Annotated in this window: 28 protein-coding genes; 19 read left to right on the top strand and 9 right to left on the bottom strand. The window is 29.8% G+C overall.

The genetic code is table 11. The features are described from left to right. The first annotated feature begins 5 nt into the window (after window positions 1–5). The 4 genes from BA195_RS01775 (at window position 6) to BA195_RS01765 (ending at window position 4,343) form a co-directional block, all read left to right on the top strand. The gene (locus BA195_RS01775) at window positions 6–995 is read left to right on the top strand and encodes a DUF4837 family protein (RefSeq protein ID WP_084443007.1); all 990 of its coding nucleotides are present in this window, start codon (window positions 6–8) and stop codon (window positions 993–995) included. 105 nt (window positions 996–1,100) lie between these two features. Further along, a complete protein-coding gene (locus BA195_RS14140) occupies window positions 1,101–1,265 on the top strand; it encodes a DUF1761 family protein (RefSeq protein WP_084443005.1) in 165 nt (54 codons plus the stop codon). A gap of 427 nt (window positions 1,266–1,692) precedes the next feature. Next, window positions 1,693–2,427, top strand: a complete 735-nt coding sequence (locus BA195_RS01770) for a LytR/AlgR family response regulator transcription factor (RefSeq protein WP_068701829.1) — start codon at window positions 1,693–1,695, stop codon at window positions 2,425–2,427. 35 nt (window positions 2,428–2,462) lie between these two features. Next, window positions 2,463–4,343, top strand: coding sequence for a tetratricopeptide repeat-containing sensor histidine kinase (locus BA195_RS01765; protein WP_176714937.1), 1,881 nt, complete (start codon window positions 2,463–2,465; stop codon window positions 4,341–4,343). On the opposite strand, the gene dinB is transcribed toward BA195_RS01765, so the two are convergent. Next, the gene (gene dinB / locus BA195_RS01760) at window positions 4,340–5,422 is read right to left on the bottom strand and encodes a DNA polymerase IV (RefSeq protein WP_068701826.1); all 1,083 of its coding nucleotides are present in this window, start codon (window positions 5,420–5,422) and stop codon (window positions 4,340–4,342) included. The two genes, BA195_RS01765 and dinB, sit on opposite strands and share 4 nt — an antisense overlap. Window positions 5,423–5,499: 77 nt before the next feature. Then, on the bottom strand, window positions 5,500–6,531 hold the full coding sequence (gene trhO, locus BA195_RS01755; RefSeq protein ID WP_068701824.1) for an oxygen-dependent tRNA uridine(34) hydroxylase TrhO: 1,032 nt from the start codon (window positions 6,529–6,531) through the stop codon (window positions 5,500–5,502). 212 nt (window positions 6,532–6,743) lie between these two features. Between trhO and BA195_RS01750 the strand changes: the two genes are divergently transcribed. Both BA195_RS01750 and BA195_RS01745 read left to right on the top strand, forming a co-directional pair. Then, complete coding sequence (locus tag BA195_RS01750) at window positions 6,744–7,733, top strand: aspartate-semialdehyde dehydrogenase (RefSeq protein WP_068701821.1); 990 nt, start codon at window positions 6,744–6,746, stop codon at window positions 7,731–7,733. 66 nt (window positions 7,734–7,799) lie between these two features. Next, window positions 7,800–8,456, top strand: a complete 657-nt coding sequence (locus tag BA195_RS01745) for an HD domain-containing protein (protein ID WP_068701819.1) — start codon at window positions 7,800–7,802, stop codon at window positions 8,454–8,456. Window positions 8,457–8,649: 193 nt separating this feature from the next. On the opposite strand, the gene BA195_RS01740 is transcribed toward BA195_RS01745, so the two are convergent. Genes BA195_RS01740 through BA195_RS01725 form a run of 4 tightly spaced genes read right to left on the bottom strand, consistent with a single transcriptional unit; the run spans window position 8,650 to window position 12,518 of the window. Further along, on the bottom strand, window positions 8,650–9,432 hold the full coding sequence (locus BA195_RS01740; RefSeq protein ID WP_068701817.1) for an enoyl-CoA hydratase/isomerase family protein: 783 nt from the start codon (window positions 9,430–9,432) through the stop codon (window positions 8,650–8,652). 4 nt (window positions 9,433–9,436) lie between these two features. Next, the gene (locus BA195_RS01735; protein ID WP_068701815.1) at window positions 9,437–10,849 is read right to left on the bottom strand and encodes a sensor histidine kinase; all 1,413 of its coding nucleotides are present in this window, start codon (window positions 10,847–10,849) and stop codon (window positions 9,437–9,439) included. 50 nt (window positions 10,850–10,899) lie between these two features. Next, a complete protein-coding gene (locus BA195_RS01730) occupies window positions 10,900–11,364 on the bottom strand; it encodes a hypothetical protein (RefSeq protein ID WP_068701813.1) in 465 nt (154 codons plus the stop codon). 2 nt (window positions 11,365–11,366) lie between these two features. Then, window positions 11,367–12,518, bottom strand: a complete 1,152-nt coding sequence (locus BA195_RS01725) for a DNA polymerase III subunit (protein WP_068701811.1) — start codon at window positions 12,516–12,518, stop codon at window positions 11,367–11,369. Between the two features lie 124 nt (window positions 12,519–12,642). On the opposite strand from BA195_RS01725, the gene BA195_RS01720 reads away from it, so the two are divergent. From BA195_RS01720 to BA195_RS01710, 4 genes are all read left to right on the top strand, one after another. Next, window positions 12,643–12,867 carry a FeoA family protein gene (locus BA195_RS01720; RefSeq protein ID WP_068701809.1) on the top strand — a complete coding sequence of 75 codons (225 nt, stop codon included), beginning with the start codon at window positions 12,643–12,645 and terminating at the stop codon, window positions 12,865–12,867. Window positions 12,868–12,870: 3 nt separating this feature from the next. Then, complete coding sequence (feoB, locus tag BA195_RS01715) at window positions 12,871–14,976, top strand: ferrous iron transport protein B (RefSeq protein ID WP_068701807.1); 2,106 nt, start codon at window positions 12,871–12,873, stop codon at window positions 14,974–14,976. Further along, window positions 14,898–15,092 carry a FeoB-associated Cys-rich membrane protein gene (locus BA195_RS14635; protein ID WP_472725597.1) on the top strand — a complete coding sequence of 65 codons (195 nt, stop codon included), beginning with the start codon at window positions 14,898–14,900 and terminating at the stop codon, window positions 15,090–15,092. The genes feoB and BA195_RS14635 overlap by 79 nt, the downstream gene beginning before the upstream one ends. Before the next feature lie 113 nt (window positions 15,093–15,205). Further along, entirely contained in the window at window positions 15,206–15,679 is a 474-nt protein-coding gene (locus BA195_RS01710) for a DUF3575 domain-containing protein (RefSeq protein WP_068701805.1), read from the top strand. Window positions 15,680–15,709: 30 nt separating this feature from the next. Here the strand turns inward: BA195_RS01710 and brnQ are convergent, their stop codons facing one another. Further along, window positions 15,710–16,984 (bottom strand): branched-chain amino acid transport system II carrier protein, encoded by a 1,275-nt coding sequence (brnQ, locus tag BA195_RS01705; protein ID WP_068701803.1) that lies wholly within the window; start codon window positions 16,982–16,984, stop codon window positions 15,710–15,712. Then, window positions 16,977–17,534 carry a hypothetical protein gene (locus tag BA195_RS01700; protein ID WP_141677640.1) on the bottom strand — a complete coding sequence of 186 codons (558 nt, stop codon included), beginning with the start codon at window positions 17,532–17,534 and terminating at the stop codon, window positions 16,977–16,979. Before BA195_RS01700 ends, brnQ begins: the two co-directional genes overlap by 8 nt. Before the next feature lie 43 nt (window positions 17,535–17,577). Here BA195_RS01700 and BA195_RS01695 point away from each other — a divergent pair, with 43 nt between their 5' ends. Beyond that, the gene (locus tag BA195_RS01695; RefSeq protein ID WP_068701799.1) at window positions 17,578–18,354 is read left to right on the top strand and encodes an alpha/beta fold hydrolase; all 777 of its coding nucleotides are present in this window, start codon (window positions 17,578–17,580) and stop codon (window positions 18,352–18,354) included. Window positions 18,355–18,443: 89 nt separating this feature from the next. Continuing rightward, complete coding sequence (gene upp, locus BA195_RS01690) at window positions 18,444–19,097, top strand: uracil phosphoribosyltransferase (RefSeq protein ID WP_068701798.1); 654 nt, start codon at window positions 18,444–18,446, stop codon at window positions 19,095–19,097. A gap of 2 nt (window positions 19,098–19,099) precedes the next feature. On the opposite strand, the gene BA195_RS01685 is transcribed toward upp, so the two are convergent. Further along, on the bottom strand, window positions 19,100–20,002 hold the full coding sequence (locus BA195_RS01685; protein ID WP_068701796.1) for a DUF6427 family protein: 903 nt from the start codon (window positions 20,000–20,002) through the stop codon (window positions 19,100–19,102). A 42-nt stretch (window positions 20,003–20,044) separates the two neighbouring features. On the opposite strand from BA195_RS01685, the gene BA195_RS01680 reads away from it, so the two are divergent. From BA195_RS01680 to BA195_RS01650, 7 genes are all read left to right on the top strand, one after another. Continuing rightward, on the top strand, window positions 20,045–20,263 hold the full coding sequence (locus tag BA195_RS01680) for a DUF6341 family protein (protein WP_068701794.1): 219 nt from the start codon (window positions 20,045–20,047) through the stop codon (window positions 20,261–20,263). Window positions 20,264–20,275: 12 nt separating this feature from the next. Beyond that, the gene (gene trmB / locus BA195_RS01675) at window positions 20,276–20,947 is read left to right on the top strand and encodes a tRNA (guanosine(46)-N7)-methyltransferase TrmB (RefSeq protein WP_068701792.1); all 672 of its coding nucleotides are present in this window, start codon (window positions 20,276–20,278) and stop codon (window positions 20,945–20,947) included. A gap of 168 nt (window positions 20,948–21,115) precedes the next feature. Next, entirely contained in the window at window positions 21,116–21,445 is a 330-nt protein-coding gene (locus BA195_RS01670; RefSeq protein WP_068701790.1) for an MGMT family protein, read from the top strand. A 102-nt stretch (window positions 21,446–21,547) separates the two neighbouring features. Further along, entirely contained in the window at window positions 21,548–22,678 is a 1,131-nt protein-coding gene (locus BA195_RS01665; RefSeq protein ID WP_068701788.1) for an Mrp/NBP35 family ATP-binding protein, read from the top strand. 10 nt (window positions 22,679–22,688) lie between these two features. Continuing rightward, window positions 22,689–22,925: a NifU family protein gene (locus BA195_RS01660; protein WP_068703880.1), complete on the top strand. Its 237-nt coding sequence runs from the start codon at window positions 22,689–22,691 to the stop codon at window positions 22,923–22,925. A 204-nt stretch (window positions 22,926–23,129) separates the two neighbouring features. Beyond that, window positions 23,130–24,185, top strand: coding sequence for an NAD(P)/FAD-dependent oxidoreductase (locus tag BA195_RS01655; protein WP_068701786.1), 1,056 nt, complete (start codon window positions 23,130–23,132; stop codon window positions 24,183–24,185). Then, a complete protein-coding gene (locus tag BA195_RS01650; protein WP_245662306.1) occupies window positions 24,178–25,110 on the top strand; it encodes a sterol desaturase family protein in 933 nt (310 codons plus the stop codon). The genes BA195_RS01655 and BA195_RS01650 overlap by 8 nt, the downstream gene beginning before the upstream one ends. Window position 25,111 lies beyond the last annotated feature (1 nt).

Here is a 25,111-nt window from a genome sequence, read left to right as displayed (position 1 = left end):
AAACTATGAAAAAAATAATTTTACTTGTATTGGTATTTATAGGGATGTCATGTAAATCAGGTGCTGGCAAAGAAGGTTATATTTTACCAACATCTAATGGTAACACCAATAAAATAATGGTGGTTGTAAAAGGTGCAGACTGGCAAGGAAAATTAGGAGATCAAATACGTAAAGTATTTGGTGAGCATCAAGTGGGATTACCACAGCCTGAAACGTTATTGTCAGTAAGTCAAATAGATCCTGTTGGGTTTAGTAGTTTTATGCGACATGGAAAAGCTATTTTAACCTTAAAGGAAGGAGAAAAAGAAGCTATTACTATTGAAAATAATAGATATGCCTCTCCTCAAATTATAGTTCATGTAACAGCTAAAAATAAGCAAGGGTTAATAAACGTTTTAAACACTAGAGGTAAAGAGATTATTAAATTATTTAAAGATGAAGATATTAAATTTACACAACGTCTCTTTAAAAAAGATAGAATCGATGAAACAGCATTTAAAACTATAAACAATATAGGACTAACGTTAGATATTCCAAAGAGATTTAGATTGGTAGAAGATACAGGTGAGTTTATTTGGTTTCGTCAGCATTTAAAAAGTGGAATAGCTAGAGGAGATGGTACAAATAACATTTTAATATATAGTGTCCCATTAGGCGATGAAAATGCGGTTGCTGATAATATTACTGCAGTGCGTGATACTATTGGTAAAAAATACATACCAGGAAGTAAAGAGGGTATGTATATGATTACCGAACAAGCCTATACACCATTTACTTTTGATGCTGAAATAGATGATAAAAAAGCCTATGAGACAAGAGGAAAATGGGAGGTTAAAAATGATTTTATGGCAGGGCCATTTATTAATTATACAATAGTTGATAAGAAAAATAATCGTTTAATTATTTTTGAAGGGTTTACCTATGCACCATCGGTAAACAAACGTGATTTTTTGTTTGAATTAGAAGCAATTGCTAAATCAATGAAAATAAAATAATTGAAATATACAGGAATCTATTGAAAAGCATCAAATATTTATTTGATGCTTTTTATTATTATATTTAACTATAAATCATAGGTTTATAAAAATTAAATTTAATTTTTGATATGCGTATTAACAGCATTTCTACCTATAATTGTAGGGTTTATTTGGTATGGACCACTTTTTGCAAAATCATGGATGAAAGAAATGGAGTTTACTGAAGAAAGTTTAAAAGGGGGTAATATAGTAATGTTTTTCGGATTGTCATATGTAGCTAGTTTTTAATAGCTTTTTTGTTACAAACTTTAGTAATATTTGAAAGAAAAAGTTTTAAATATATAGCAATTAATACCAGTTATTGATTAGTGATTTTAGCTATTATAGGAGGTGTATTATGTAAATGGGTATAAATAAAATAACTGTTAAAGTTATATAAAAGTAAAAGCACTACTAAATAGTAGTGCTTTTTATTATTATCATTATTGATTAATCCCCCAATTTATCAATACGATTTCCTCGTGTATTACAGTGCAAACATACTATGTAAATATATTTTATAAAATAGTTAATGTGTAAATGGTGTTTATTAATGTATAAATGGTTTTTGTTTTGTGGTTTTAGGTGTTTTTTGTGGAGTTTAAGTGTTGTTTCACTACTTTTTGCGTTTTAATATTGCATTAATATAAGTTATATTTGATTAAAAAAGTAGTAAATGTTGAAAGCCGTAATTGTAGATGATGAACCAAAAGCAATACAAGGTCTTACTTGGGAGTTATCTAATTTTAATAATGATTTAGAAGTTATAAAAACCTTTACCGAAGCAGAAAAGGCGATAAAGTATATTAATGAAAATACTATTGATTGTCTTTTTTTAGATATTGAAATGCCTACGATGGATGGCTTTCAATTACTTGAAAAATTAAAGAAAAAAGATTTTGCAATTGTAATTACAACAGCCTATAATGAGTATGCTATAAAAGCATTAAAAAATGAAGCTATTGATTACCTTCTAAAACCTGTGGATTCAGACGATTTAGAGGAAACAATAAAAAGAATTAAGACCTATCATACCAAAAATACAAATAATGATAAGTTTGAAGAAATACTCTTAAAATTCAATAAAAAATTTAATAAAAGAAAAATTACTATAAATACTGATGGAAAATTAATTTTTTTAGAAGAATCAGATATTTTATTTGTTGAATCTGATGGTAATTATTCTTCTATACATACAGTTAACAATAAAAAAATAGTAGTAACAAAAAAGTTAAAAGAAGTAAACTCATTATTACCTGATGAACATTTTTTTAGAATTCATAATTCATTTGTAGTAAATTTAAATAAAATTAAAGAGTTTTTAAAATCTGATGGATATATCGTATTAGAAGATAACCATAAAATACCTGTTTCACGTCAAAGAAAATCTGACTTTTTAGATAAATTTTAATAATGAAAAACACCTTTATAATAGTTTTATTTTGTTTGATAACTAGTATTTGTCTATCTCAAAAAAATGTAGATAGTTTAATATTAGCAGGAATAGAAAAAAAAGAACAGAACTATTTTAAACTTCAAAAATTCTTTAACAACGTTTATTTTACCGATCAAGAAACAAACTTTCTTTTAGAAAATAGTAAGCAAAATAATTATCTTTTAGGGGTTGTTTATGCAAAAAATATTCAAGGGCGTTCTTATAGAAACAAAGCTGTATACAATAAAGCAATTAAAAAATATAATGAAGCGTTAAAAATAATAAAAACAATAAATAGTATTGAAGCTGAAATAGTAACATTAAATCAATTAGGAGTTGTTTACAGGCGTCAAGATAAAATTAGATCAGCATTAAATTATCATCAACAATCTTTAGAAATTATAAATAAAATAGGTATTACTTCTAATGATTTAAAGAAAAGTAAAAGTATTGCAATAAATAGTATTGGAAATATTTATTTAACACTTAAACAGTATGAAAAAGCATTAGATAAATTTAAAGAATCAATTATAATACAAGAAAAACTTGAAGATATAAGGGGTTTAGCTATAAATTATCAAAACATTGGGTTTGCGCATAAAAATATTGGAAATATAGATATAGCCTTAAATAGTTATAAAAAATCATTGTTTTATAATAATTTAAATAATGATAGTTTAGGGAAAGTAATTTGTCATAATAGTATTGCAGCCGTTTTAATTAAAAAAGGAGCTTTTGAAGAAGCTAATAATTACATTACAGAAGTAGTTACTGCTATTGAAAAAATAGGAAATAATTATTACTTATCCGAAGTATATAACACTTTAGGTTGGGTATCTATAAAATTAAATAAATATAAAAAAGCAGCGGAATATTTAAAAAAATCTTTAAAAATAGGATTAAAAAATAACCTTCCTTCAAATTTGGTTTCAACATATAATCATTTATCTGAATTACATCAGAAAAAAGGAAATTATAAAAAAGCATTAGACTTTTATCATAAATCAATGGAGTTAGAAAATCAAATATCTAGTAATAATAATATTAGGTATATGAACAGTCTTATTAATAAGTATGATAGTGAAGTACACACTAATAAAATAAAAGATTTAGCAAAGGAAAATGAAATAGCTAAGTTAAAGTTATTAAGAAACCGTAACATCTTAATAATAGCATTAGTATCTATTGCTTTATTCGGGGTGTTATTGTATTCAATTTATCGACAAAATTTATTGAAAAATGATAAGCAAATTTTACATTTAGAACAAGATGCTTTACGTATTCAAATGAATCCACATTTTGTATTTAATGCACTAAATTCGATAAAATTATATATTATAAATAATGAACAAAAAAATGCTGTTCGGTATTTAAATAAGTTTTCAAAGTTAATTCGTAGCATATTAGAGTCATCTACTGTAAAGGAGGTAACTCTTGGAGAAGAGTTGAAAACGATGGGGCTATATATGAGTATTGAAAATATTCGGTTTTCAAATGAAATAGATTATGAAGAGAATTTTAATAAAAACCTCAATTTAGAGACAGTTAAAATTCCTCCTTTAGTTTTGCAACCTTTTTTAGAAAATTCTATTTGGCATGGTTTGTCTTCAAAAAAAGGAGAAAAAAAAATAAAATTATCTGTAAATAAATTATCTGAAAAATTTTATCAAATAGATATAGAAGATAATGGGGTAGGACGTAAAGAAGCTTTTAGAATTAAGAGTAATAAAACATTAAATCGAAAATCAATTGGAATAAATTTAACCAAAGAACGATTAAGTAATTTTTCGGTGCAATTTGAGAATGATTATTCATTGGATTATACAGATTTAGTTGACGAAAATGATAATGCATGTGGTACCATAGTATCGTTAAAAATACCTTTGGTTTAGAAGTTAAATTTTAATTGAACCCATGTTGATTCTTTTTTTTTAGTATTTAAATTACTAAATGAAATACCAAGTAATCGAACAGAATTTTTTAAAACATCTTGATATAAAAGTTCTTTTACTATCGGATAAAATTCTTTTTTATCTTGAATATAATGGTTTACAGTTTTACTTCTGGTTTGTTGAGTAAAATCACTGTATTTAATCTTTAAAGTGACTGTTTTACCTTTGGTACTATGTTTTTGCATTCTACGCTCTAATTCATCAGCAATTTTATCAAGGCGCTGCAACATAAAAACTTCAGATGATAAGTTTTCATTAAAAGTAATTTCGGCAGCGATTGATTTTCTAACCCTGTCAGGTTTTACTTTGCTGTTGTGAATTCCTCTCACAATATTGTAATAATGCAAGCCAGATTTACCAAACAATAAAGATAGTTCTTCGAGAGTCTTATTCTTTAAATCAATGCCTTTAAATATACCTAAATTATGCATTTTAGCCGCTGTAACTTTACCAACGCCATAAAATTTATTTACAGGCAATTCTTCTAAAAAAGGAATTACTTCTTCTGGATTTATTGTTTTTTGCCCGTTAGGTTTATTAATATCCGAGGCAATTTTTGCAACAAATTTATTGATTGATATTCCTGCGGATGCTCTTAATTGTAGTTCATCCCAAATACGTTGCCTAATTTCTTGAGCAATTAAACTAGCAGATAAATTACTTTTTTTATTTTCAGTAACATCTAAATAGGCTTCATCTAAAGAAAGTGGTTCAACCAAATCGGTATAATCATAAAATATAGCCCTAATTTTAGATGATATTTCTTTATATCGATCAAATCTGGGCGGAACAAAAATTAGATGGGGACATTTTTTTTTAGCTAAAAATCCACTCATTGCAGATTTAACTCCGAATTTTCGAGCCTCATAACTTGCAGCAGAAACTACACCGCGAATTTCATTACCACCAACAGCAAGTGGTTTGTTTCTTAATTTAGGATTATCGAGCTGTTCTACCGAAGCATAAAAGGCATCCATATCAACATGAATAATTTTACGATAAGGTGGTTTCAGCGGCATTTTTTAGGGTATAGTTAGAATATAAAATTACATATTTAAAAAGAAAAAAGCACTCAATTGAGTGCTTTTGATTTGTTTTATTTTTTAAATTTTAAAACTTCTGACCGTCCTTTTTTAAATATCTTATTGCTATTTCCTTTCCCTTTTCGCAATTCTTTTTGCTCTTCAAAAGATAATTGGATTATTTCTTGGCAATTAGTAGAACAAGTATTTTCGGTTTTCTCGGCGCATTCACTGCATTGAATAAAAAGTAAATGACACGCTTCGTTGGCACAATTTGTATGTGTGTCGCAAGCTTTACCGCATTGATGACAATTAGAAATTACATCATCGGTAATACGCTCGGCTCTTCGGTGGTCGAAAACAAAATTTTTACCAATAAATTTATTTTCTATTCCTTCGTCTTTTACTTGTCGAGTGTATTCTATAATTCCGCCTTCTAACTGAAAAACATTTTTAAAACCTTTGTGTTTATAGTATGCAGAAGCTTTTTCACAACGAATTCCGCCAGTACAATACATCAATAAGTTTTTATCTTCTTTATTATCTTTTAAATCTTCTTCAATAATATCTAACGAATCTCTAAATGTATCAACATCCGGGGTTACAGCCCCATCAAAATGCCCAATTTCACTTTCGTAATGGTTGCGCATATCAACACAAACCGTATTTGGATTGGCTAACATTTCGTTAAATTCCTTGGCGTTTAAGTGTATTCCTTTGTTAGTAACATCAAAAGTGTTGTCATTTAACCCATCAGCAACAATTTTGTTACGAACCTTTACTTTTAATTTTAAAAACGATTTATTGTCTTGTTCAACTGCAACGTTTAAACGAATATCTTTTAAAAAAGAAATCGCATCTAGTTGTTCTTTTAATTTTAAGAAATTTTCTGCTGGAACAGAAATTTGCGCATTGATACCTTCGTAAGAAACATAGGTTCTACCAAGAACATCAAGCCCGTTCCATTCGATAAATAATTTATCTCTAAAAATTTGTGGATTTTCTATCTTGTAATATTGATAGAAAGAAATGGTTAAACGGTCTTTTCCCGCTTCGTCAATTAAAGTAGCGCGTTCTTTTGCGCTTAACTTGTTGTACAGTTGCATGCTATACTTTTTTAAGTTTTACAAAATGTTTTTGATTTATAAAAAAATCGCTACAAATGTACAGTTTTTTTGCTCTTAACTGTTTAAAAACATACTTTTTGAATTAATTTGATATTTTTTAAACTTTACTTAAAAATATCAATAAAAACAGATACAACTAATTCAATTTTTTTAAACCTTTGTATATATTAATTTTAGTAACACATTAAAAAATGAAAGTTGCAGTTGTTGGTGCTACCGGAATGGTAGGAAACGTAATGTTAAAAGTATTAGCAGAAAGAAATTTTAAGGTAACAGAATTAATTCCTGTTGCTTCAGAACGTTCTGCTGGAAAAAAAATAAATTATAATGGTATCGATTATACGGTGGTAACTTTAGCAACCGCAGTAGCAATGAAACCAGATGTTGCGTTGTTTTCTGCAGGAGGAGATACTTCGTTAGCATGGGCTCCAAAGTTTGCCGAGGTTGGTACAACTGTTATCGATAACTCATCGGCTTGGAGAATGGATCCAACAAAAAAACTAGTGGTTCCTGAAATCAATGGAGATGTTTTAACTGTTGATGATAAAATTATTGCGAACCCTAACTGTTCTACAATTCAGTTAGTAATGGCGTTAGCACCGTTACATAAAAAATATACTATGAAACGTGTGGTAATATCTACATACCAATCTGTTTCAGGAACAGGAGTAAAAGCAGTAACACAATTAAATAATGAAGAAGCTGGTATTGATGGAGAGATGGCGTATCCTCATAAAATAGGAAGAAATGCTTTACCACATTGCGATGTTTTTTTAGAAAATGGTTACACCAAAGAAGAAATGAAATTGGTAAAAGAGCCTAAGAAAATTTTACGAGATGATTCTTTTTCTGTAACGGCAACTGCAGTAAGAATTCCAACAGCAGGAGGGCATTCAGAGGCAGTAAATGTACAGTTTAATAATGATTTTGATTTACAAGAAGTTCGTGAAATTTTAAACAATACAGATGGAGTTATTGTACAAGATGATTTAGCAAATAATTTGTATCCGATGCCAATAACAGCACATAATAAGGATGAGGTTTTTGTAGGAAGAATTCGTAGAGATGAATCGCAAGAAAACACGTTAAACCTATGGGTTGTTTCTGATAACTTACGTAAAGGAGCAGCAACAAATACAATACAAATAGCCGAGTATTTAGTGGCTAATAATTTAATTTAGACATAAAAATTGTCTTAGTTATTAGAATCCTGTGTTTTTTTAACACAGGATTTTTATTTTTGAAAAATGGATACACAACAAACAATAAAAAACACCATAGTATTTGTAAAAAAGACGTTACAAGGTGCAGAAGGTGGACATGATTGGTTTCATATTGAACGTGTTTACAAAAATGCTTTATTAATAGCTGAAGATGAAAATGTTGATAATTTTATCGTTTCATTAGGGGCTTTATTACACGATATTGCTGATGCAAAGTTTTATGATGGTGATGAAACAATTGGTCCTAAATTAGCACGTAAGTTTTTAGAGAAACAAGAAGTGGATGAAGAATCAATTGTTCATATAGAAAATATTATTCAATATATTTCTTATAAAACAAGTTTATCAGATGGAGTTAAATTTAGCTCACCAGAGTTAGCTGTAATTCAAGATGCAGATAGATTGGATGCAATTGGTGCAATTGGTATAGCGCGTTGTTTTAATTACGGAGGGTTTAAAAATAGGGTTTTATATGACCCAGAAATTAAACCTAATTTGAACATGACAAAAGATGAGTATAAAAAATCAACAGCGCCAACAATTAACCATTTTTATGAAAAGCTACTACTTTTAAAAGATAAAATGAATACTCAAAGAGGGAAACAAATAGCAATTCAAAGGCACAATTATATGGAGTCATTTTTAAAGCAATTTTATATTGAATGGAATGCATTGAAATAGAGTGTTTTGTGGTTTTTGCTTCGGTAAATGTGTTGTTTTAGTGAAAAATAATTAATTAAATTAGCTGTTTATTGATAATAATGTATATATTTACTTCATTAAGTAATAATCCCCTTAGTTATAAATTTTTTCCCCTTAAAATTAAAAAAGCATCTAGTTATCTAGATGCTTTTTTAATTTTAAATAATATTTTTTATTTATTAGGAAAATTGGGTTTTCTTTTTTCTAAAAAAGCAGTAGTACCTTCTTTAAAATCTTCTGTTCCAAATGAATCACCAAATTCAGCTATTTCAGTTTCAAAACCGTTAACACCATCTTTAAAATTATCATTCACGGCTCTAATAGCAGCACTAATTGCTACTGATGAATTACGCATTATTTTACTAGCTAATTTTTCAGCTAGAGGTAAAAGCTCTTCCAGGTTAACAACATGGTTTACTAATCCCCATTCTTTAGCTTCTTGTGCAGAGATCATTCCTGCGGTCATAATTAATTCCATCGCCTTTCCTTTACCAACTAATTGAGGTAAGCGTTGCGTACCTCCATAGCCAGGAATTACTCCTAAAGATACTTCTGGTAACCCCATTTTTGCATTATCTGATGCTATTCTGAAATGACAAGCCATCGCTAATTCTAGCCCGCCTCCCAAGGCAAAACCATTTACAGCTGCTATTACAGGTGTTGCTAAATTTTCTACTAAATTAAAAAGAGATTCTTGGCCTAGTCTAGCTAAATGTGCTCCTTCTTCTACAGAGAAATTAGCAAATTCAGCAATATCAGCACCTGCAACAAAAGCTTTTTCACCACTACCGGTAATAATAATTGTTTTTACGGTAATATCGTCTTCTAAAGTTTCAAAAGCGATACTTAATTCTTTTATAGTTGTACTATTTAAAGCGTTTAATTTTTTTGGTCTGTTGATGGTAATAGTTGCTAATCCGCTAGCAATAGTTACTAAAATGTTTTCGAATTTCATTGGATTAAGTTTTGGGTAAAATTACGGTAAAAACGGTTCCGATACCTTCGGTTGATGTAAAGCTGATGGTTCCGTTATACGCTTCAATTATGTTTTTTATCATGGCTAAACCTAAGCCCATACCACTTGTTTTGGTGGTGAATTTAGGTTCGAAAATTAATTCTTTGTTAGTATCTGCAATACCTTTTCCGTTATCAGAAACAATAATTTTTAAATTATTACTATCAGAAGTTACTTTTACTTCTATTTTTGGGTTGATTTCATTTTGTTTAATAGCTTGTGTAGCATTTTTAACTAGGTTTGTTACAACACGAATTAATTGAGTTTTATCTAAATGTGCAAAGATTTCAGTTTCTTGTGGTATGTAATGAATATAGTTTTCGTTAAAAATATCAAGAGAATGTTTAACAATATCAACAACATTTAGTTTTTCACGACGTTGTGTAGGCATTTTTGCAAAGTCAGAAAAAGCAGAAGCAATGGAGCTTAGTACATCAATTTGTTGAATTAATGTTTCGCTATATTCAGACATTTTTTCTTTAATATTTGGGTCTTCAGGATTGAATCGTCTGTCAAAACTTTGCACAGAAAGACGCATTGGTGTTAATGGGTTTTTTATTTCATGCGCCACTTGTTTAGCCATCTCTCTCCAAGCTTGTTCACGCTCGCTTTTAGCTAATTTTACAGCACTTTCCTCTAGTTGATCAATCATATTATTGTAAGAGTCAATAAGAGAGTTTATTTCAGAGCTTGCTGAGTTTAGGGTTATTTTTTCATTCCGCTGATTTAAACGGGTTTCTTTAATTTTTGCAGAAATTGTTTGAATAGATCGGGTAATATAACTCGATAAAAAATAAGCCAAAGCAATAGCAATTATAAACATTAAAAGATAAACAAGTAATAAGCGCGATATAAATTCACGTAATTCATGTTTTTGTTCCTCATTATTTTGGGCTATTTGTATTTGTAAAATACCAATTCTTTTAAATCTAGTATCTGTTAAATAAGAAAAAGATGATTGATAGGTAATTCCTTCTTTTATTTCAATTCCTGGTATTCGGTGTTCAGAGCTGTTGGCAAGCTTATTAACGGTTTCTTGTGTTAAGTTTTTGCCTTCTTTCTTGTCAAAATTATAAGGTATTGACGATTTTAATAATTGCCCATTCATATCAAACATAGATATTGTTAATTTATGAACGTACGCAATATTATAAATCCGGTCTTGAAAAATTTTAGCTAAATTACTAGTGGTTACAGGGTATGTTGTTCTACGCTTTAATTCAATTTCAATATCATTTTTAGTAGATGTTTCTTTACGTTCAAAGCGAAGTTTATTATAATCATCCGTTTGTTCACCGTATTGATATATAGTAACACTTATAATTAAAATAGAGGCCAATAATACCAATAGTATCATTGATAAAAAAATTCTAATTCGTAGCGATATGTTTTTAATATTTAGCAAACTTATTGTTTTAGTCTTTTAGTATTCATAATTAAGGTATCGTCAAACTCGCCATCGTTATCCCAATCGTATATTACGGTTCCTTTAAAACCTTTTTTTGTTTTATTTATTTTATACCAGGCTTGTACTTGTTTTCCTAAATATGTATAATTAATATATAAACTATCGTTTTTGGTTTTCCATTTTCCGCTAGTTTCATCTATTTTTTTACCATCCGGTTGTTTAAACCAAGCTGAAAATGTTCCATCTTTTTTATAAGAAGATTGGGCTTTACCTGTATTGGGTTTACTAAAATTATCTTCAAAAACGGATGTACTATCAGTTTTGTTTACGGTAACCATTTTTATTTTTAAATAAGTGGTTTCCCAATTACCAATCATATAATTTTTAAGGGTATCTTTTTTATTTTGATTACAGGTAGCAAAAAGTAATCCGAAAAGTAAGATAAAAAGATGTTTTATTTTCATAATTATGATTGAATTTTTTCTTCTTTACTATGTAAAAGACGGGTTAATTTAATAGATAAATCTAATAAAATTATTTTAGCATTTCCGTTTCTTTCAATATGATATTGAGCGTCACTTACTTCTTTTTCAATAGTTAAAATATTAGCACTATGTATAAAAGGAGCGAACTTTGAAAGTTGAAAATTTGCAGATTTTGTTTCTAAAAAAACCAAATCAGGTGTGCCGTAATTTAATAATAGAGCTTGCCTAAAAAACTGTAAACAATATTGTAAAAATTGTTTTTGTGTTTCTCTACCTGATTTTGCAATAATTTCAGACCAGCCGATTAAATCTTGTATAACGGCAGCATTACCTTTAGCCTTAAAAGCTGCACGAATCCAAGTAATAAACCATTCTTCAAAAATTAAATCATTTGAATTATTATTTAAAATATGCAATGCTTTGTTGTAATTTCCTTCGGATTGATGCGCAATTTTAACCGCTTCATTTTCCAAAATGTTTTCGTTTTCAATTAAAGCATCGGCAATATCTGTATCACTTAGTGAAGGAAAGTTTAATGCTTGGCATCTTGATTTTATGGTGTTTATAATTTGCCCTTCATCTTCAGTAATCAATAAAAAAATTGTTTTATTAGGAGGCTCTTCAATCAATTTTAATAACTTATTTGCGGCTGCAATATTCATTTTTTCTGCCATCCAAATAATCATTACTTTAAAACCACCTTCATACGATTTTAGTTGTAGTTTTTTAACAATATCTTGCGCTTCATCAACCCCTATTTGCCCTTGTTTATTTTCTACACCAATATGTTTAGACCAATCAAAAACGTTTCCATAAGGTTGTTTTTCGATAAAACTTCTCCAGTCATTCAAAAATAAGTTGCTAACAGGGTGTTTTTTTACCGAATCGTTGGTGGTTACAGGAAAAGCAAAATGCAAATCAGGATGCTGTAATTTATTGCATTTTATAGCACAAGCCTCTTCGTTACTTGATGATTTACATAACAAAAATTGAGCATAAGCAATTGCCATTGGTAATGTACCTGTACCTTCTTTACCAATAAAAAGTTGCGCGTGTGGTATTCTATTATTTTCAGCAGATTGCTGTAAATGTTTTTTTATATGTTCTTGTCCTATAATTTGATCGAAAGTCATGCAACAAATATAAGATTTCAAATACAGAGAACAACCTTAAAAATGAAAGGTAAGATAGTTACAAGTGTATTGTTTAGAATGGTTCTATTTTAGTATCTTTGCAAGCCAATTTATATGTGTTATTTTGAATTCAATTGCAACTTTACTTATCGGAGAACGTGGAATTATATCTGAAGACTGCTTAGATATTATCCCTTTAAAATTATTAGAAATGGGCTGTTTGCCAGGTACAGAAGTTGAATTAATGCAAGTTGCTCCTTTTAATGATCCGGTTTATATATGTGTAGATGGAAGTCATTTAGCAATACGAAAAGAAACGGCAAGTAAAATTACAATTACCAAAATATAACTGATGAACAAGCGTATTAAAGTAGCTTTAATTGGAAATCCGAATACCGGAAAAACATCATTATTTAATCAATTAACAGGGTTAAATCAAAAAGTTGGTAATTACCCAGGGGTAACGGTTGATAAAAAGGAAGGAACTTGTAAATTATCAGCCAAAAAATCGGCAATTATAACCGATTTGCCAGGGACTTATAGTATTAATCCAACATCAATTGATGAAAGTATTGTTTTAAAAACATTGTTGAATGCTGATGAAAATGAAAAACCTGATGTAATTGTAGTTGTTGCTGATGTTGAGAATTTAAAACGAAATTTGCTGCTTTTTTCTCAAATTCAAGATTTAGAAATGCCTACTATTTTAGCCTTAAACATGGCTGATCAGATGCAGCGTAAGGGAATTTCAATTGATATTAAAAAGTTAGAAAAGGATTTACATACAAAAGTAGTATTGATATCAGCAAGAAATAATAAAGGGGTAGGTGCTGTAAAAACTGCAATAGAAAATTATAAAGAGTTAGATACTTATTCTAGTTTTAATGAAATTTCATCAAAAATAGATACAAATTATTTTAAGGAATTACAAAAGATAAATCCTAGTTTTCTATCTTATAAATTGTGGATGATGCTTACCCAAAAGCATACTTTTTTATTATCTGAGGATGAGAAAAAAGAGCTAGAGTTGTTTGAGAAAAATGAGCCAAAGCAAAAAAGGTATCAGCATAAAGAAACCATTTATCGTTATCAAAAAATAAATTCAATTTTAAAAGAAACCTATACGGTTGATACATCAAAAGCAACCGATTTACGATCGAAATTAGACAGGGTTTTTACACATAAAATATTTGGGTATTTTATTTTTTTCGGATTGTTATTGTTAATCTTTCAATCTGTTTTTGATTGGGCTTCTATGCCAATGGATTTTATAGACGATTTGTTTGCTAACATTGCTGAGTTTACAAAGATGAACCTTTCGTCAGGTAAATTAACTGATTTGTTAACCGAAGGAATTATTCCAGGAATTGGAGGAGTAGTTATTTTTATACCACAAATAGCTATATTATTTTTATTTATAGCTATTTTAGAAGAAACAGGGTATATGAGTAGAGTGGTGTTTTTAATGGATAAAATTATGCGCCGTTTTGGAATGAGTGGTAAAAGTGTAATACCCTTAATTTCAGGAACAGCATGTGCTATACCAGCAATTATGGCAACACGTACCATATCTAGTTGGAAAGAGCGTTTGATAACCATTTTAGTAACACCGTTTACAACATGTTCTGCACGTTTGCCTGTGTATGCAATTTTAATAGCTTTGATTGTTCCTGATACAAAAGTATTTGGAGTTTTAAGCTTACAAGGGTTAACTTTACTAAGTTTGTATGTTCTTGGTTTTGGTGCTGCAATAATTGGCGCTTATATTTTACATAAAACTTTAAAAATAAAAAATAACTCGTTTTTTGTAGTTGAAATGCCTAATTATAAACTACCGTCATTAAAAAATGTGTTTTTTGACGTGTTAGAAAAAACAAAAGCCTTTGTTTTTGGAGCAGGAAAAATAATTTTAGCCATCTCTATTGTATTGTGGTTTTTAGCATCGCACGGACCAACATCATTTAAAAATGTAGAAAAAAATGTGGTTGAAAACCCAGCTAATCAGCAGTTATCACCCTCAGAATTATCACAGAAAATTGCCTCAGAAAAATTAGAAAATTCCTATATAGGTATAGCTGGTAAAACGATAGAGCCAGTGGTAAAACCATTAGGTTATGATTGGAAAATAGGAATTGGTTTAATTGCATCATTTGCAGCACGAGAAGTGTTTATTGGTACTTTGGCAACTATTTATAGTGTTGAAAATGATGGTGAGGATATTACAACGATTAAAGAAAAAATGGCGTCAGAAATAAATCAAGAAACTGGTAAAAAGCGCTTTAATTTTGCAACAGGAATGTCTTTATTACTATTTTATGCCTTTGCAATGCAGTGTATGGCAACTTTAGCAATTGTTAAAAGAGAAACTAAAAGTTGGAAATGGCCAATTATACAATTAGTAGGCATGGGAGTTTTGGCGTATCTATCTGCCTTTGCAGCTTATCAAATATTGAGTTAATGCAAGAAATTATTACATATATAATTGTAGGTTTAGCAGTCCTTTTTTTAGTAAATAAGTTTTTTATTAAAACTAAAAAAAGCAAAAATTGTAATACCGACTGTGGTTGTTCTTGATAATAAAGAATAGATTATTTTATTGGTAGCACGTTCTGTAATTAATGTATGTTTGTGGTATTGTAATTGATAGTTAAAGTTACGTATAACAATAATTGATTTAAAATTTAAAGATGAAAAAAATACTTTTAATAGCTGTAGTTTTAATCAGCTCATTTTCACAGGCACAACAAGAAGTAAAAATCGATATTTTTGATGCATTGGCATTAAAAACCCTAGAGGTTTCGTATGAACATTACACGGCCAGTCGTTCATCAATAGGGTTGTCAGCTTTGTTTAATTTTGAAAAAAAATCATCTGATTTTGCTTACAACGAAGAATGGATGATTACTCCTTATTTTCGTCACTATTTTACAGACAATAGTAACTGGAATTATTTTGGAGAAGTATTTTTAGGAATTAATAACGGCATTAACAATAATAACGAGTATACAGATGGTGCTTTGGGTTTAGCAATAGGATCTAAATATATTTCTGGTGGAGGTTTTGTAATTGATGTTTATGGAGGACTAGGTAGAAATATGTTTTCTTCAGAATCTCGTTCTGTTGTACCAAGAGTGGGTATAAACTTAGGGTATAGGTTTTAATAAAGTTATGTGAAAATAAAAAAGCTTGCGTTATGCAGGCTTTTTTATTTTTATAATATTGGTTAAGATAAAACTTATAGTAGCCGGTAATACCCAACCTAAATGCTGATTTGCTAATGGAATTATAGTTTTAACTTTAGTTAAGTATTCTTTATCAATAAAAAATTCTAAAAAATCGGGAACACTAAAAACAAAAGTTATAGCTACCACAATTTTAAAAACTAGTGCAGAGGTGTATTTATCTGAAATAACATTTAAAATTATTAGCACAATAGTAATTGGATAAATAAACATTAAAACAGGTAAAGCAATGTTTATAATATTACGAACATCTAATTGACCTATTAAAACGCCAAGAACACAACCAATAATAGCGGTTGCTATATAAGTTTCTTGTAAATTATTAGTAATTCCTTTTATATAATCGGCAGTTCCGGTAATAATTCCAACAGCAGTAGTAAAACAGGCCAAACTAACTAGTACGCTTAAAAATAGTGTGCCAATATTACCAAGAGTTTGCGTGCTTAATGCGGTTAAAACTTCAGATCTAGTGGCTGTTTGATTAAAAATTGAGTTAAACAATGCACCATTATAAATCAATCCAGCATAAATAATTAATAGTCCTAATCCGGCAATAAAACCAGCTTTGGTAATTAATTCTTTCTTTGTCTTAAAAGAAGTTTCTTTATTAAAGTTGATAGAAATTACCAAAATACCACCAACAACAATAGCCCCAATCGCATCAAAAGTTTGATATCCTTCTAATAATCCACTAATAAAAGGTGTTTTAAAAGTAGATAAATTCATTGTTTCTGGAGATGAAAACATTCCAATAATTATAATCGATAATAGGATTAAGATTATTAAAGGAGTTAAAAATTTGCCTAATAAATTTAACACTTTTGTTCGGTTCATAACAAAAACAAAAACCAAACTAAAATAAATACTGCTTGTTATTAGTGAGCTACTATTAAAATAAGGAGCAATTGCCATTTCATGAGTAACGGATGCTGTTCTTGGAGCTGGTAATGCAATTGAAATAGTGTAGATAAGGAGGCAGTATACGGTGCTAAAAATAGGAGATACTTTTTTACCGAAATCATATAAAGTTCCTTGTAATTTGGCATGTGCCAAAATTCCTAAAATAGGAATGAATACTGCGGTAATAAAAAAACCAATGGTTACCCAGCTCCATAAATTTCCTGCATTTTTACCTAAAAAAGGAGGTAAAATTAAATTACCTGCACCAAAAAACATAGAAAACAACGCGAATCCAGTAACATATATATCTTTTGTTTTATTCATTTTTTGTGGTGTTTTTAATAATAAGAGGGATAAAATTTATAGCCAAGTATATAAGAGCAATTGAGATTATTGTAAATTTTATAAAAGCACAATAATAGGCTATTAAACTCCAATTACTATTGGTACTACCTAGTAACAATTGTATCAATCCAATGTTTTCAATAGTATCAAGAATGGCGGTTAAGAGTTGTGAAAATAACAAGATTATCCCTACAAAATAAAAAGAGTGCCCTTTCCAAATAGTTTCATTAAGCTTGTGAATTAATAAAGCAATTAATAGCGGATAAATCATTAAAAATAAGAAATCTAGCCCTAGGCTAATTCCAGCACAAATTTTCGATTTTGTATTCCAAGAGTTTAAAATAGTTTTTGAAATGTTAAAATCTTTTGCAAATTCGAAAGATAAAATTCCGTTTTCACAAACATCATTTATTAAATAATAATCAATCCTTAACATGCCATATAGTATACAAACAGTAGCAGTAGCAAGAAAAAAAGTAAGTTTTTTTTCTGCAATATCTGATAAGGAAGAAAAAGGTGACGTTAACATGGTTTTAGAATAAATACTAGCGAAAGATACATATTTTTGCAAGATGGAAAAGATTCTCATTTATAAAAATAGTAAAATAGCATATTCAGACGTTGGTAAAGGAAGTGCTGTTGTGTTACTGCATGGATTTCTTGAAAGCAGTACAATATGGAATGATATTAAAGGAGAGTTGATAAAAAAGAACCGAGTAATTTGTATTGATTTATTAGGGCATGGAAATACAGATAGTATTGGTTATGTACATACAATGGATGACATGGCTATGGCTGTAAAAGAGGTTTTAAATACTTTACTATTGCGTAAATTTTATATGATTGGACATTCAATGGGTGGGTATGTTTCGTTGGCTTTTGCAGAACTCTATCCGAAAAATATAAAAGGAATATGTTTATTAAATTCAACTGCACAGGCAGATTCTAACGAGCGAAAAAGTTTGCGTTTAAGAGCTTGTGAAATGGCAAAAGTAAATTATGATAACTTAGTTAAAATGTCTGTAGCTAATTTATTTACGCTTCAAACCCGCGAGCAGTTTTCTGTAAAAATTGCTGAGGTAAAAAAAATAGCTAAACAAACTTCAGTACAAGGTTATATTGCAGCAACAAAAGGAATGCAGTTAAGAGAAAATAAAGAAGCCACTATACAAACTATTGATAAACGATTAATTATTGTAGGTAAAAAAGATACTGTTTTAAATTATCAATCTGTCATTGAAGAAGCAGCACGCACAAAAACTCCTTTTATTGAACTGCCTAATGGACACATGAGTTATATTGAAGACAAAGAGATTTTAATAGAGGTGTTAAAAAGATTTATTAATTAGTAATAACTATTTTTTTGCTTAAGGATATCCCCTTTTTTATTTACATTAAACCCCTCTTTTTTGTAATTTAGCTATAAATAAATTAAAGTATGAAAATTCATCATCTAGCAAAAGAAACATCAATTTTAAATAAATATTTAAGAGAAATTAGAAGCATCGGTATTCAAAAAGACACCATGCGATTTCGTAGAAATATTGAAAGAATTGGCGAGATATTAGGATATGAATTAAGTAAAAATTTAACCTACGAACGATTAGATATCGAAACCCCTTTGGGTGTAAAAGAAACAAAATTTCCTGTAAATAGATTGGTCGTATGTTCTATTCTTAGAGCCGGATTACCATTACATAACGGATTGCTAAATTATTATGATGATGCTGAAAATGCTTTTATATCAGCATATCGTAATCACCCTAATAATGATACTGAGTTTGATATTGTAGTTGAGTATTTAGCTTCTCCATCAATTGAGGGAAAAACATTATTGTTAGCCGATCCTATGATTGCTACAGGAAAATCGTTAGTGGCAGTTTATGAAGCGTTAAAAAAACACGGAACCCCTAAAGAAATTCATATTATGTCAGTAATAGGTGCTACCGAAGGTATTGAATTTATAGAAAAATTTTTCCCAGAAAATACCAATTTATGGATTGCTGATATTGATAAAGAGCTTAATAGTAAAGGTTATATTGTGCCTGGTTTAGGAGATGTTGGTGATTTAGCTTTTGGAGCAAAACTATAATTTTATATAAATATTATTAGTATTGAGCTAATTAAAAAAAGTAATAATAATACATCAACAAACCACTTTTTTTGAAACAATTCTAAACCATTTGCTAATATTACAGCAGTAGGAAAAAACAAGAACAGTAATTCACTACCATTTTTAGGATTTATCAATAAAACAACAATTATTGAGGTTGTAAGGTGAATAAAAGTTAAAATCCAGTTTTTTCTAAAAGTATTTAAAACAGCCAAAGCCTTCGGGCTTTTTAGCATAAAAGCTAAAATCACAAAAATTCCGATAATAATATTAGGAAAAAGATACTTCGTGCTTAAGTATAAGTCAATATTATATAAATAACTCCAGTTAAAAAGCAGGTAAAAATCAGCCGTTTTTTCATACCAAAAACAATATGTAAAAAATAAAAAAATAACACTACCAAAGCTGATTAAAGGAGTTAATAAGGTTTGATAGGTAAAGCGTTGGTGCAAATACGTTGAAGCGTACAATAATATTGCAAACACAGCAGTGTAAGGTTCAATTAAAAAAGAAATACCTAGCCACAAACCGCCATCAAACAATTTGTGAAGCGTATTTTTGGATGATTGTAAACTATATACTTTGCGTAAAAAAAGCAATATGGTTATAGTAGCATATAATGTATAATTAATCTTTATTACAGTAGGAAAAAAACCAATAAGTATTACAAAAAACAAAAAAGCATAAGAATTGTCAAATGTTAATTGATTTTTTGCAAGAATAAAGTTGAAAACAGCAAAAATAACCACAAAATAAAATAATTCTTTAATCGAATTAAACGAGATTTCGGTGTAAAAAAAATGCAAAAAAAAGTACACTAAAAACAACGTGAAAATCACGAGAAAATTAACAGGCTTAGATTTACCGAAAAAATTGGCTAACATAGTTTCTTTTTATACTTTTGCAACTGTAAAGATAATCAAGTTATGTTAGGATTAAATATTTTTAGATTAATTGGAGATTTATTTGAGTTCATTTTAGTGCCATTTAAGTGGTTGCGCTTAGAAGTTGCAAAAGGAGACTTAGGATGGTGGACCTCAAATGCTGTTAACTGGGGGTTTTTATTAATCTTATTAGTGTTATTTGCTTATTGGATGAAGCAATCTGCTACTTTCTTAAAAGAAGGAACAGAGGATAGAGCTTAATTTGTAGAAACATTGGGAAGCAAAAATAAACTAAAACGTTTCAAAGAAAATGAAACGTTTGCAAATGTAATTCAGCCAACAAGAGAAGAGGTTATTAACGATTTTTCATTGAAAGGAAAATGGAATACCTTTTTTAAAAACGACAATCCTATTGTTTTAGAGCTAGGGTGTGGTAAAGGAGAATATACAATTGCATTAGCAGAAAAAAATCCGAATAAAAATTTTATTGGTATTGATATTAAAGGAGCTCGTTTTTGGCGTGGAGCAAAAACAGCAATAGAAAACAATATGCAAAATGTTGCCTTTATTAGAACCCAAATAGAATTAGTGGCACATATTTTTGCTGAAAATGAAGTGGATGAAATTTGGATAACTTTTCCAGATCCACAAATAAAATACCAACGCACCAAGCATAGAATGACCAACACAACATTCTTAAAAAGATACCATACAATTTTAAAAGAAGATGGTATTATGAACCTAAAAACCGATAGCGAATTTATGCACGGTTACACCTTAGGTTTATTGCATGGCGAGGGGCACGAAATAATACACGCAAACCACAATGTGTATAAAAATGAAGGCGCTCCTGAAGAGGTAACTTCAACACAAACCTTTTACGAAAAACAATATTTAGAAGTTGGGAAACCAATAACCTATATTCGGTTTAAGTTAAATTACTAATATCGAAAAAAGACATTCCTGCAACTAGTAGGAATTTTTTTTGCAATTTTTTTTGGACGCTCCTTTTTCGGGTCGTGCTTTCAGCCTTACACTATAACTTACTTCAATCACTAACGCAATAATAAGTATTGTTTAGCCAAAGATTAAAAATTAGGTATATTTACAACCATGTCAGATAAAAATTTCTTTGAAAAAGTATATGAGGTAGCGCGATTAATTCCACACGGAAAAGTAACCAGTTACGGAGCAATTGCTGTTTATTTAGGTGCTGCAAGATCTGCAAGAATGGTGGGTTGGGCAATGAACAAAGCACATAATTTAGACGATATTCCTGCGCACAGAGTTGTAAACAGAAAAGGACTTTTAACAGGTAAGCATCATTTTGACGGTACTAATTTAATGCAACAATTACTAGAAAGCGAAGGAGTAGTTGTAGTTGAAAATCAAATTCAAAACTTCGATAAAATATTCTGGAACCCATCTACAGAATTACAATAAAAACTCCTTATTACCTCATAAATTTTCACAATCTAAACACTTTATTTTCTAAGTGTTAAAATGTATCTTTGTAACTTGTAATTAATTAAATTAAATACTCTAATGAGTTTTAAAAAACAAGATATATACAAAGCGTTAGAAACTATTACTGCACCTGGTGAAGGTAAAAGTTTAGTTGAAAACGAAAATATAAAAAACATTGTTACTTTTGGAAACGAAGTAATTGTAGATGTAACCATCTCAAATCCATCTTTACAAGCAAAAAAGAAGGTAGAAGTTGAAATAACAAAAGCAATTAACGAACATGTTGATAAGGCAATTGACGTGAAAGTGAATGTAAAGGTTGAGGCAAAACCAAAAGAAAACCCAACACAAATAAAAGGAAAAGAAATTCCGAATATTAAAAATATTATTGCAATTGCATCAGGTAAAGGAGGTGTAGGTAAATCTACCATAACTTCTAATATGGCTGTTTCTTTAGCAAAAATGGGTTTTAAAGTAGGTGTTTTAGATGCCGATGTGTACGGGCCATCACAACATTTAATGTTTGATGTAGCTTTAGAAAAACCTTTAGCAGTAAAAGTTGATGGGCGATCTAAAATGAAACCTGTCGAAAATTATGGCGTAAAATTATTATCATTAGGATTTTTTACCGACCCTAATCAAGCAGTAATATGGCGTGGACCAATGGCATCAAAAGCATTAAACCAATTATTATTTGATGCAGATTGGGGAGAGTTAGATTTCTTATTAATTGATTTACCACCTGGTACCGGTGATATACACTTATCAATCGTACAAGCAGTGCCAATTAACGGAGCGGTAGTAGTAAGTACACCACAAAACATAGCCTTAGCTGATGCTAAAAAGGGAGTTGCAATGTTTAAACAAGAAAGTATTAACGTACCAGTATTGGGAATTGTAGAAAACATGGCGTATTTTACACCGGCTGAATTGCCAGACAATAAATACTATATTTTTGGTCAAGGTGGCGCTAAAAATTTAGCAACAGATATTGAAACAAGTTTCTTAGGAGAAATACCATTAGTGCAAAGTATTCGTGAGGCAGGTGACGTTGGTCGCCCAGTAGCATTACAAGAAAATAGCCCTTTAGAAAAAGCATTTACCAATGCAACTAAAGAAATGCTTTCTCAACTATTAAAAAGAAACGAAAATTTACCAGCAACCGAAGTAGTTCGAATCACTACCATGAGTGGTTGTAGTACTAAATAATAAAAAAGTTATGACAGCAGCAGAAATAGAAAGTAATGTAGAAAAAGCTTTAGAAGAAATTCGCCCTTTTTTAGTAAGCGACGGCGGTAATATTAAGCTATTGTCTATCGAAAATAATACCGTAAAAGTTCAGTTAGAGGGAGCTTGTAGTGGTTGCTCAGTAAATCAAATGACCTTAAAAAACGGTGTCGAAGCAACCATAAAAAAATATGCACCAATAATAGAAGAAGTAATTAATGTAGCATAAAACTTGATTTTTATCAGCTTTTAACAACTACAAACTTATTATTTTTGGGCGTTCGAGCGTGCTTTCGCTACTCGCTTTTTTAAAATATAAAAAAATATTTTAAAAAGAGCTTAAACAAACCGCTCAATCACTAACGCAAAATATTCCTGTCTTTTATTTTAAAGACAGGAATATCAGTATAAAAAAGAAAATTTTAGAAGTAAAATGATACAAACAGATATATTAATTATAGGAGCAGGTCCCACAGGATTATTCACCGTTTTTGAAGCAGGATTGCTAAAATTACGATGTCATTTAATTGATGCATTACCACAACCAGGAGGGCAATGTTCAGAAATTTATCCAAAAAAACCTATTTACGATATCCCCGCATATCCAGAAATTTTAGCAGGCGATTTAACCGATAAACTGATGGAGCAAATTAAACAATTTGAACCAGGATTTACCTTAGGTGAACGTGCTGATACTATTGAAAAACAAGAAGACGGTAGTTTTATAGTAACCACCAACAAAGGTACCAAGCACCAAGCACCAGTAGTAGCAATTGCAGGAGGTTTAGGGAGTTTTGAACCACGTAAGCCACCAATTCCAAATATTGCTAACTTTGAAGATAAAGGAGTAGAATATATGATAAAAGAACCAGAACTTTACAGAGATAAAGATGTGGTAATTGCAGGAGGTGGAGATTCTGCCTTAGATTGGTCTATCTTTTTAACAGACGTAGCAAAATCGGTAACTTTAGTACACCGTAGAAACGAATTTCGTGGTGCATTAGACTCTGTAGATAAAGTACAAGAATTAAAAGACGCTAAAAAATTAACACTAATAACTCCAGCTGAAATTAAAGGAATCGAAGGAGAAAACAAGGTAACTGGAGTTATAGTTTCAAAAAAAGGAGAAGAAGAGTATGTTTTAAAAACAGATCATTTTATTCCATTATTTGGATTATCACCAAAATTAGGTCCCATAGCAAATTGGGGATTAGAAATTGAAAAAAACGCCATTAAAGTAAACAATGCGTTAGATTATCAAACAAATATTCCAGGAATATATGCCATTGGAGATGTAAATACGTACCCAGGAAAATTAAAATTAATTTTATGCGGATTTCACGAAGCTACTTTAATGTGTCAAAGCGCATTTCAACGTATTTTTCCTGATAAAAAATATGTAATGAAGTACACCACAGTTGGTGGTGTAGACGGTTTTGATGGTACACGTAAAGAAGCGCCAAAAGCTGTCGTAAAAAAAATTGAGTAAATTTTTAACAACTTTAAAATTAAAACAATTGGCATTAGCAGATTATATACAGCAATTATCACAAGACAAGCTTTTGTATTTTGTCTTACCTATATTTTTTATTTCAATGGTTATTGAATATAAAATATCAAAAGAAAAATACAGTTTGAATGATACTAAAGTTTCGTTACTGATGATGCTTTTTTCTGCAATTGTTGAGTTTATTCCTAAAATTGTAGCGTTTATTGTTTTTTTCTTTTTGTATGAGTTAAGTCCCTTAAAAGATACTGTTGGTCGTCAATGGTGGGCGTGGATTATATTGTTTTTAGCCGATGATTTTGCCTACTATTGGTTTCATCGCTTAAATCACGAAGTTCGTTTATTTTGGGCAGGTCATGTGCCACATCACTCATCAATATATATGAATTTAGGAACTGCTTTACGCCAAGGAGTTGGTGAACGTGCTCATAAGTTTTTGTTTTGGATATGGATTCCTTTACTCGGTTTTGATCCTTTAATGATGTTTACCATGATGGGAGTTAGCTTAATTTATCAATTTTTTATACATACCGAATTGATTGATAAACTGCCAAAACCAATTGAATATATTTTTAATACGCCATCACACCATAGAGTACATCACGCATCAAATATTCGTTATTTAGATTGTAATCATGCAGGGATTTTAATTATTTGGGATCGTTTATTTGGTACTTTTTCAGAAGAATTAATAGCGGTAGAAAAACCTATTTATGGATTGACCGTAAATATTAATACCTACAATCCTATAAAAGTAGCAACACACGAATATGGAGCAATTTGGAATGATGTTAAAAGAGCTAATAAGTTATCAGATAAATTGAATTATATATTTAATTCACCTGGTTGGACACATGACGGTGAAGATAAACGTGCTAAAACACTACGTAAAAAAATGAATTTGTAAG

The organism is Tenacibaculum soleae (assembly GCF_001693415.1).
Lineage (GTDB): Bacteria > Bacteroidota > Bacteroidia > Flavobacteriales > Flavobacteriaceae > Polaribacter > Polaribacter soleae.
This window is presented reverse-complemented; position numbering and strand designations above follow the sequence as displayed.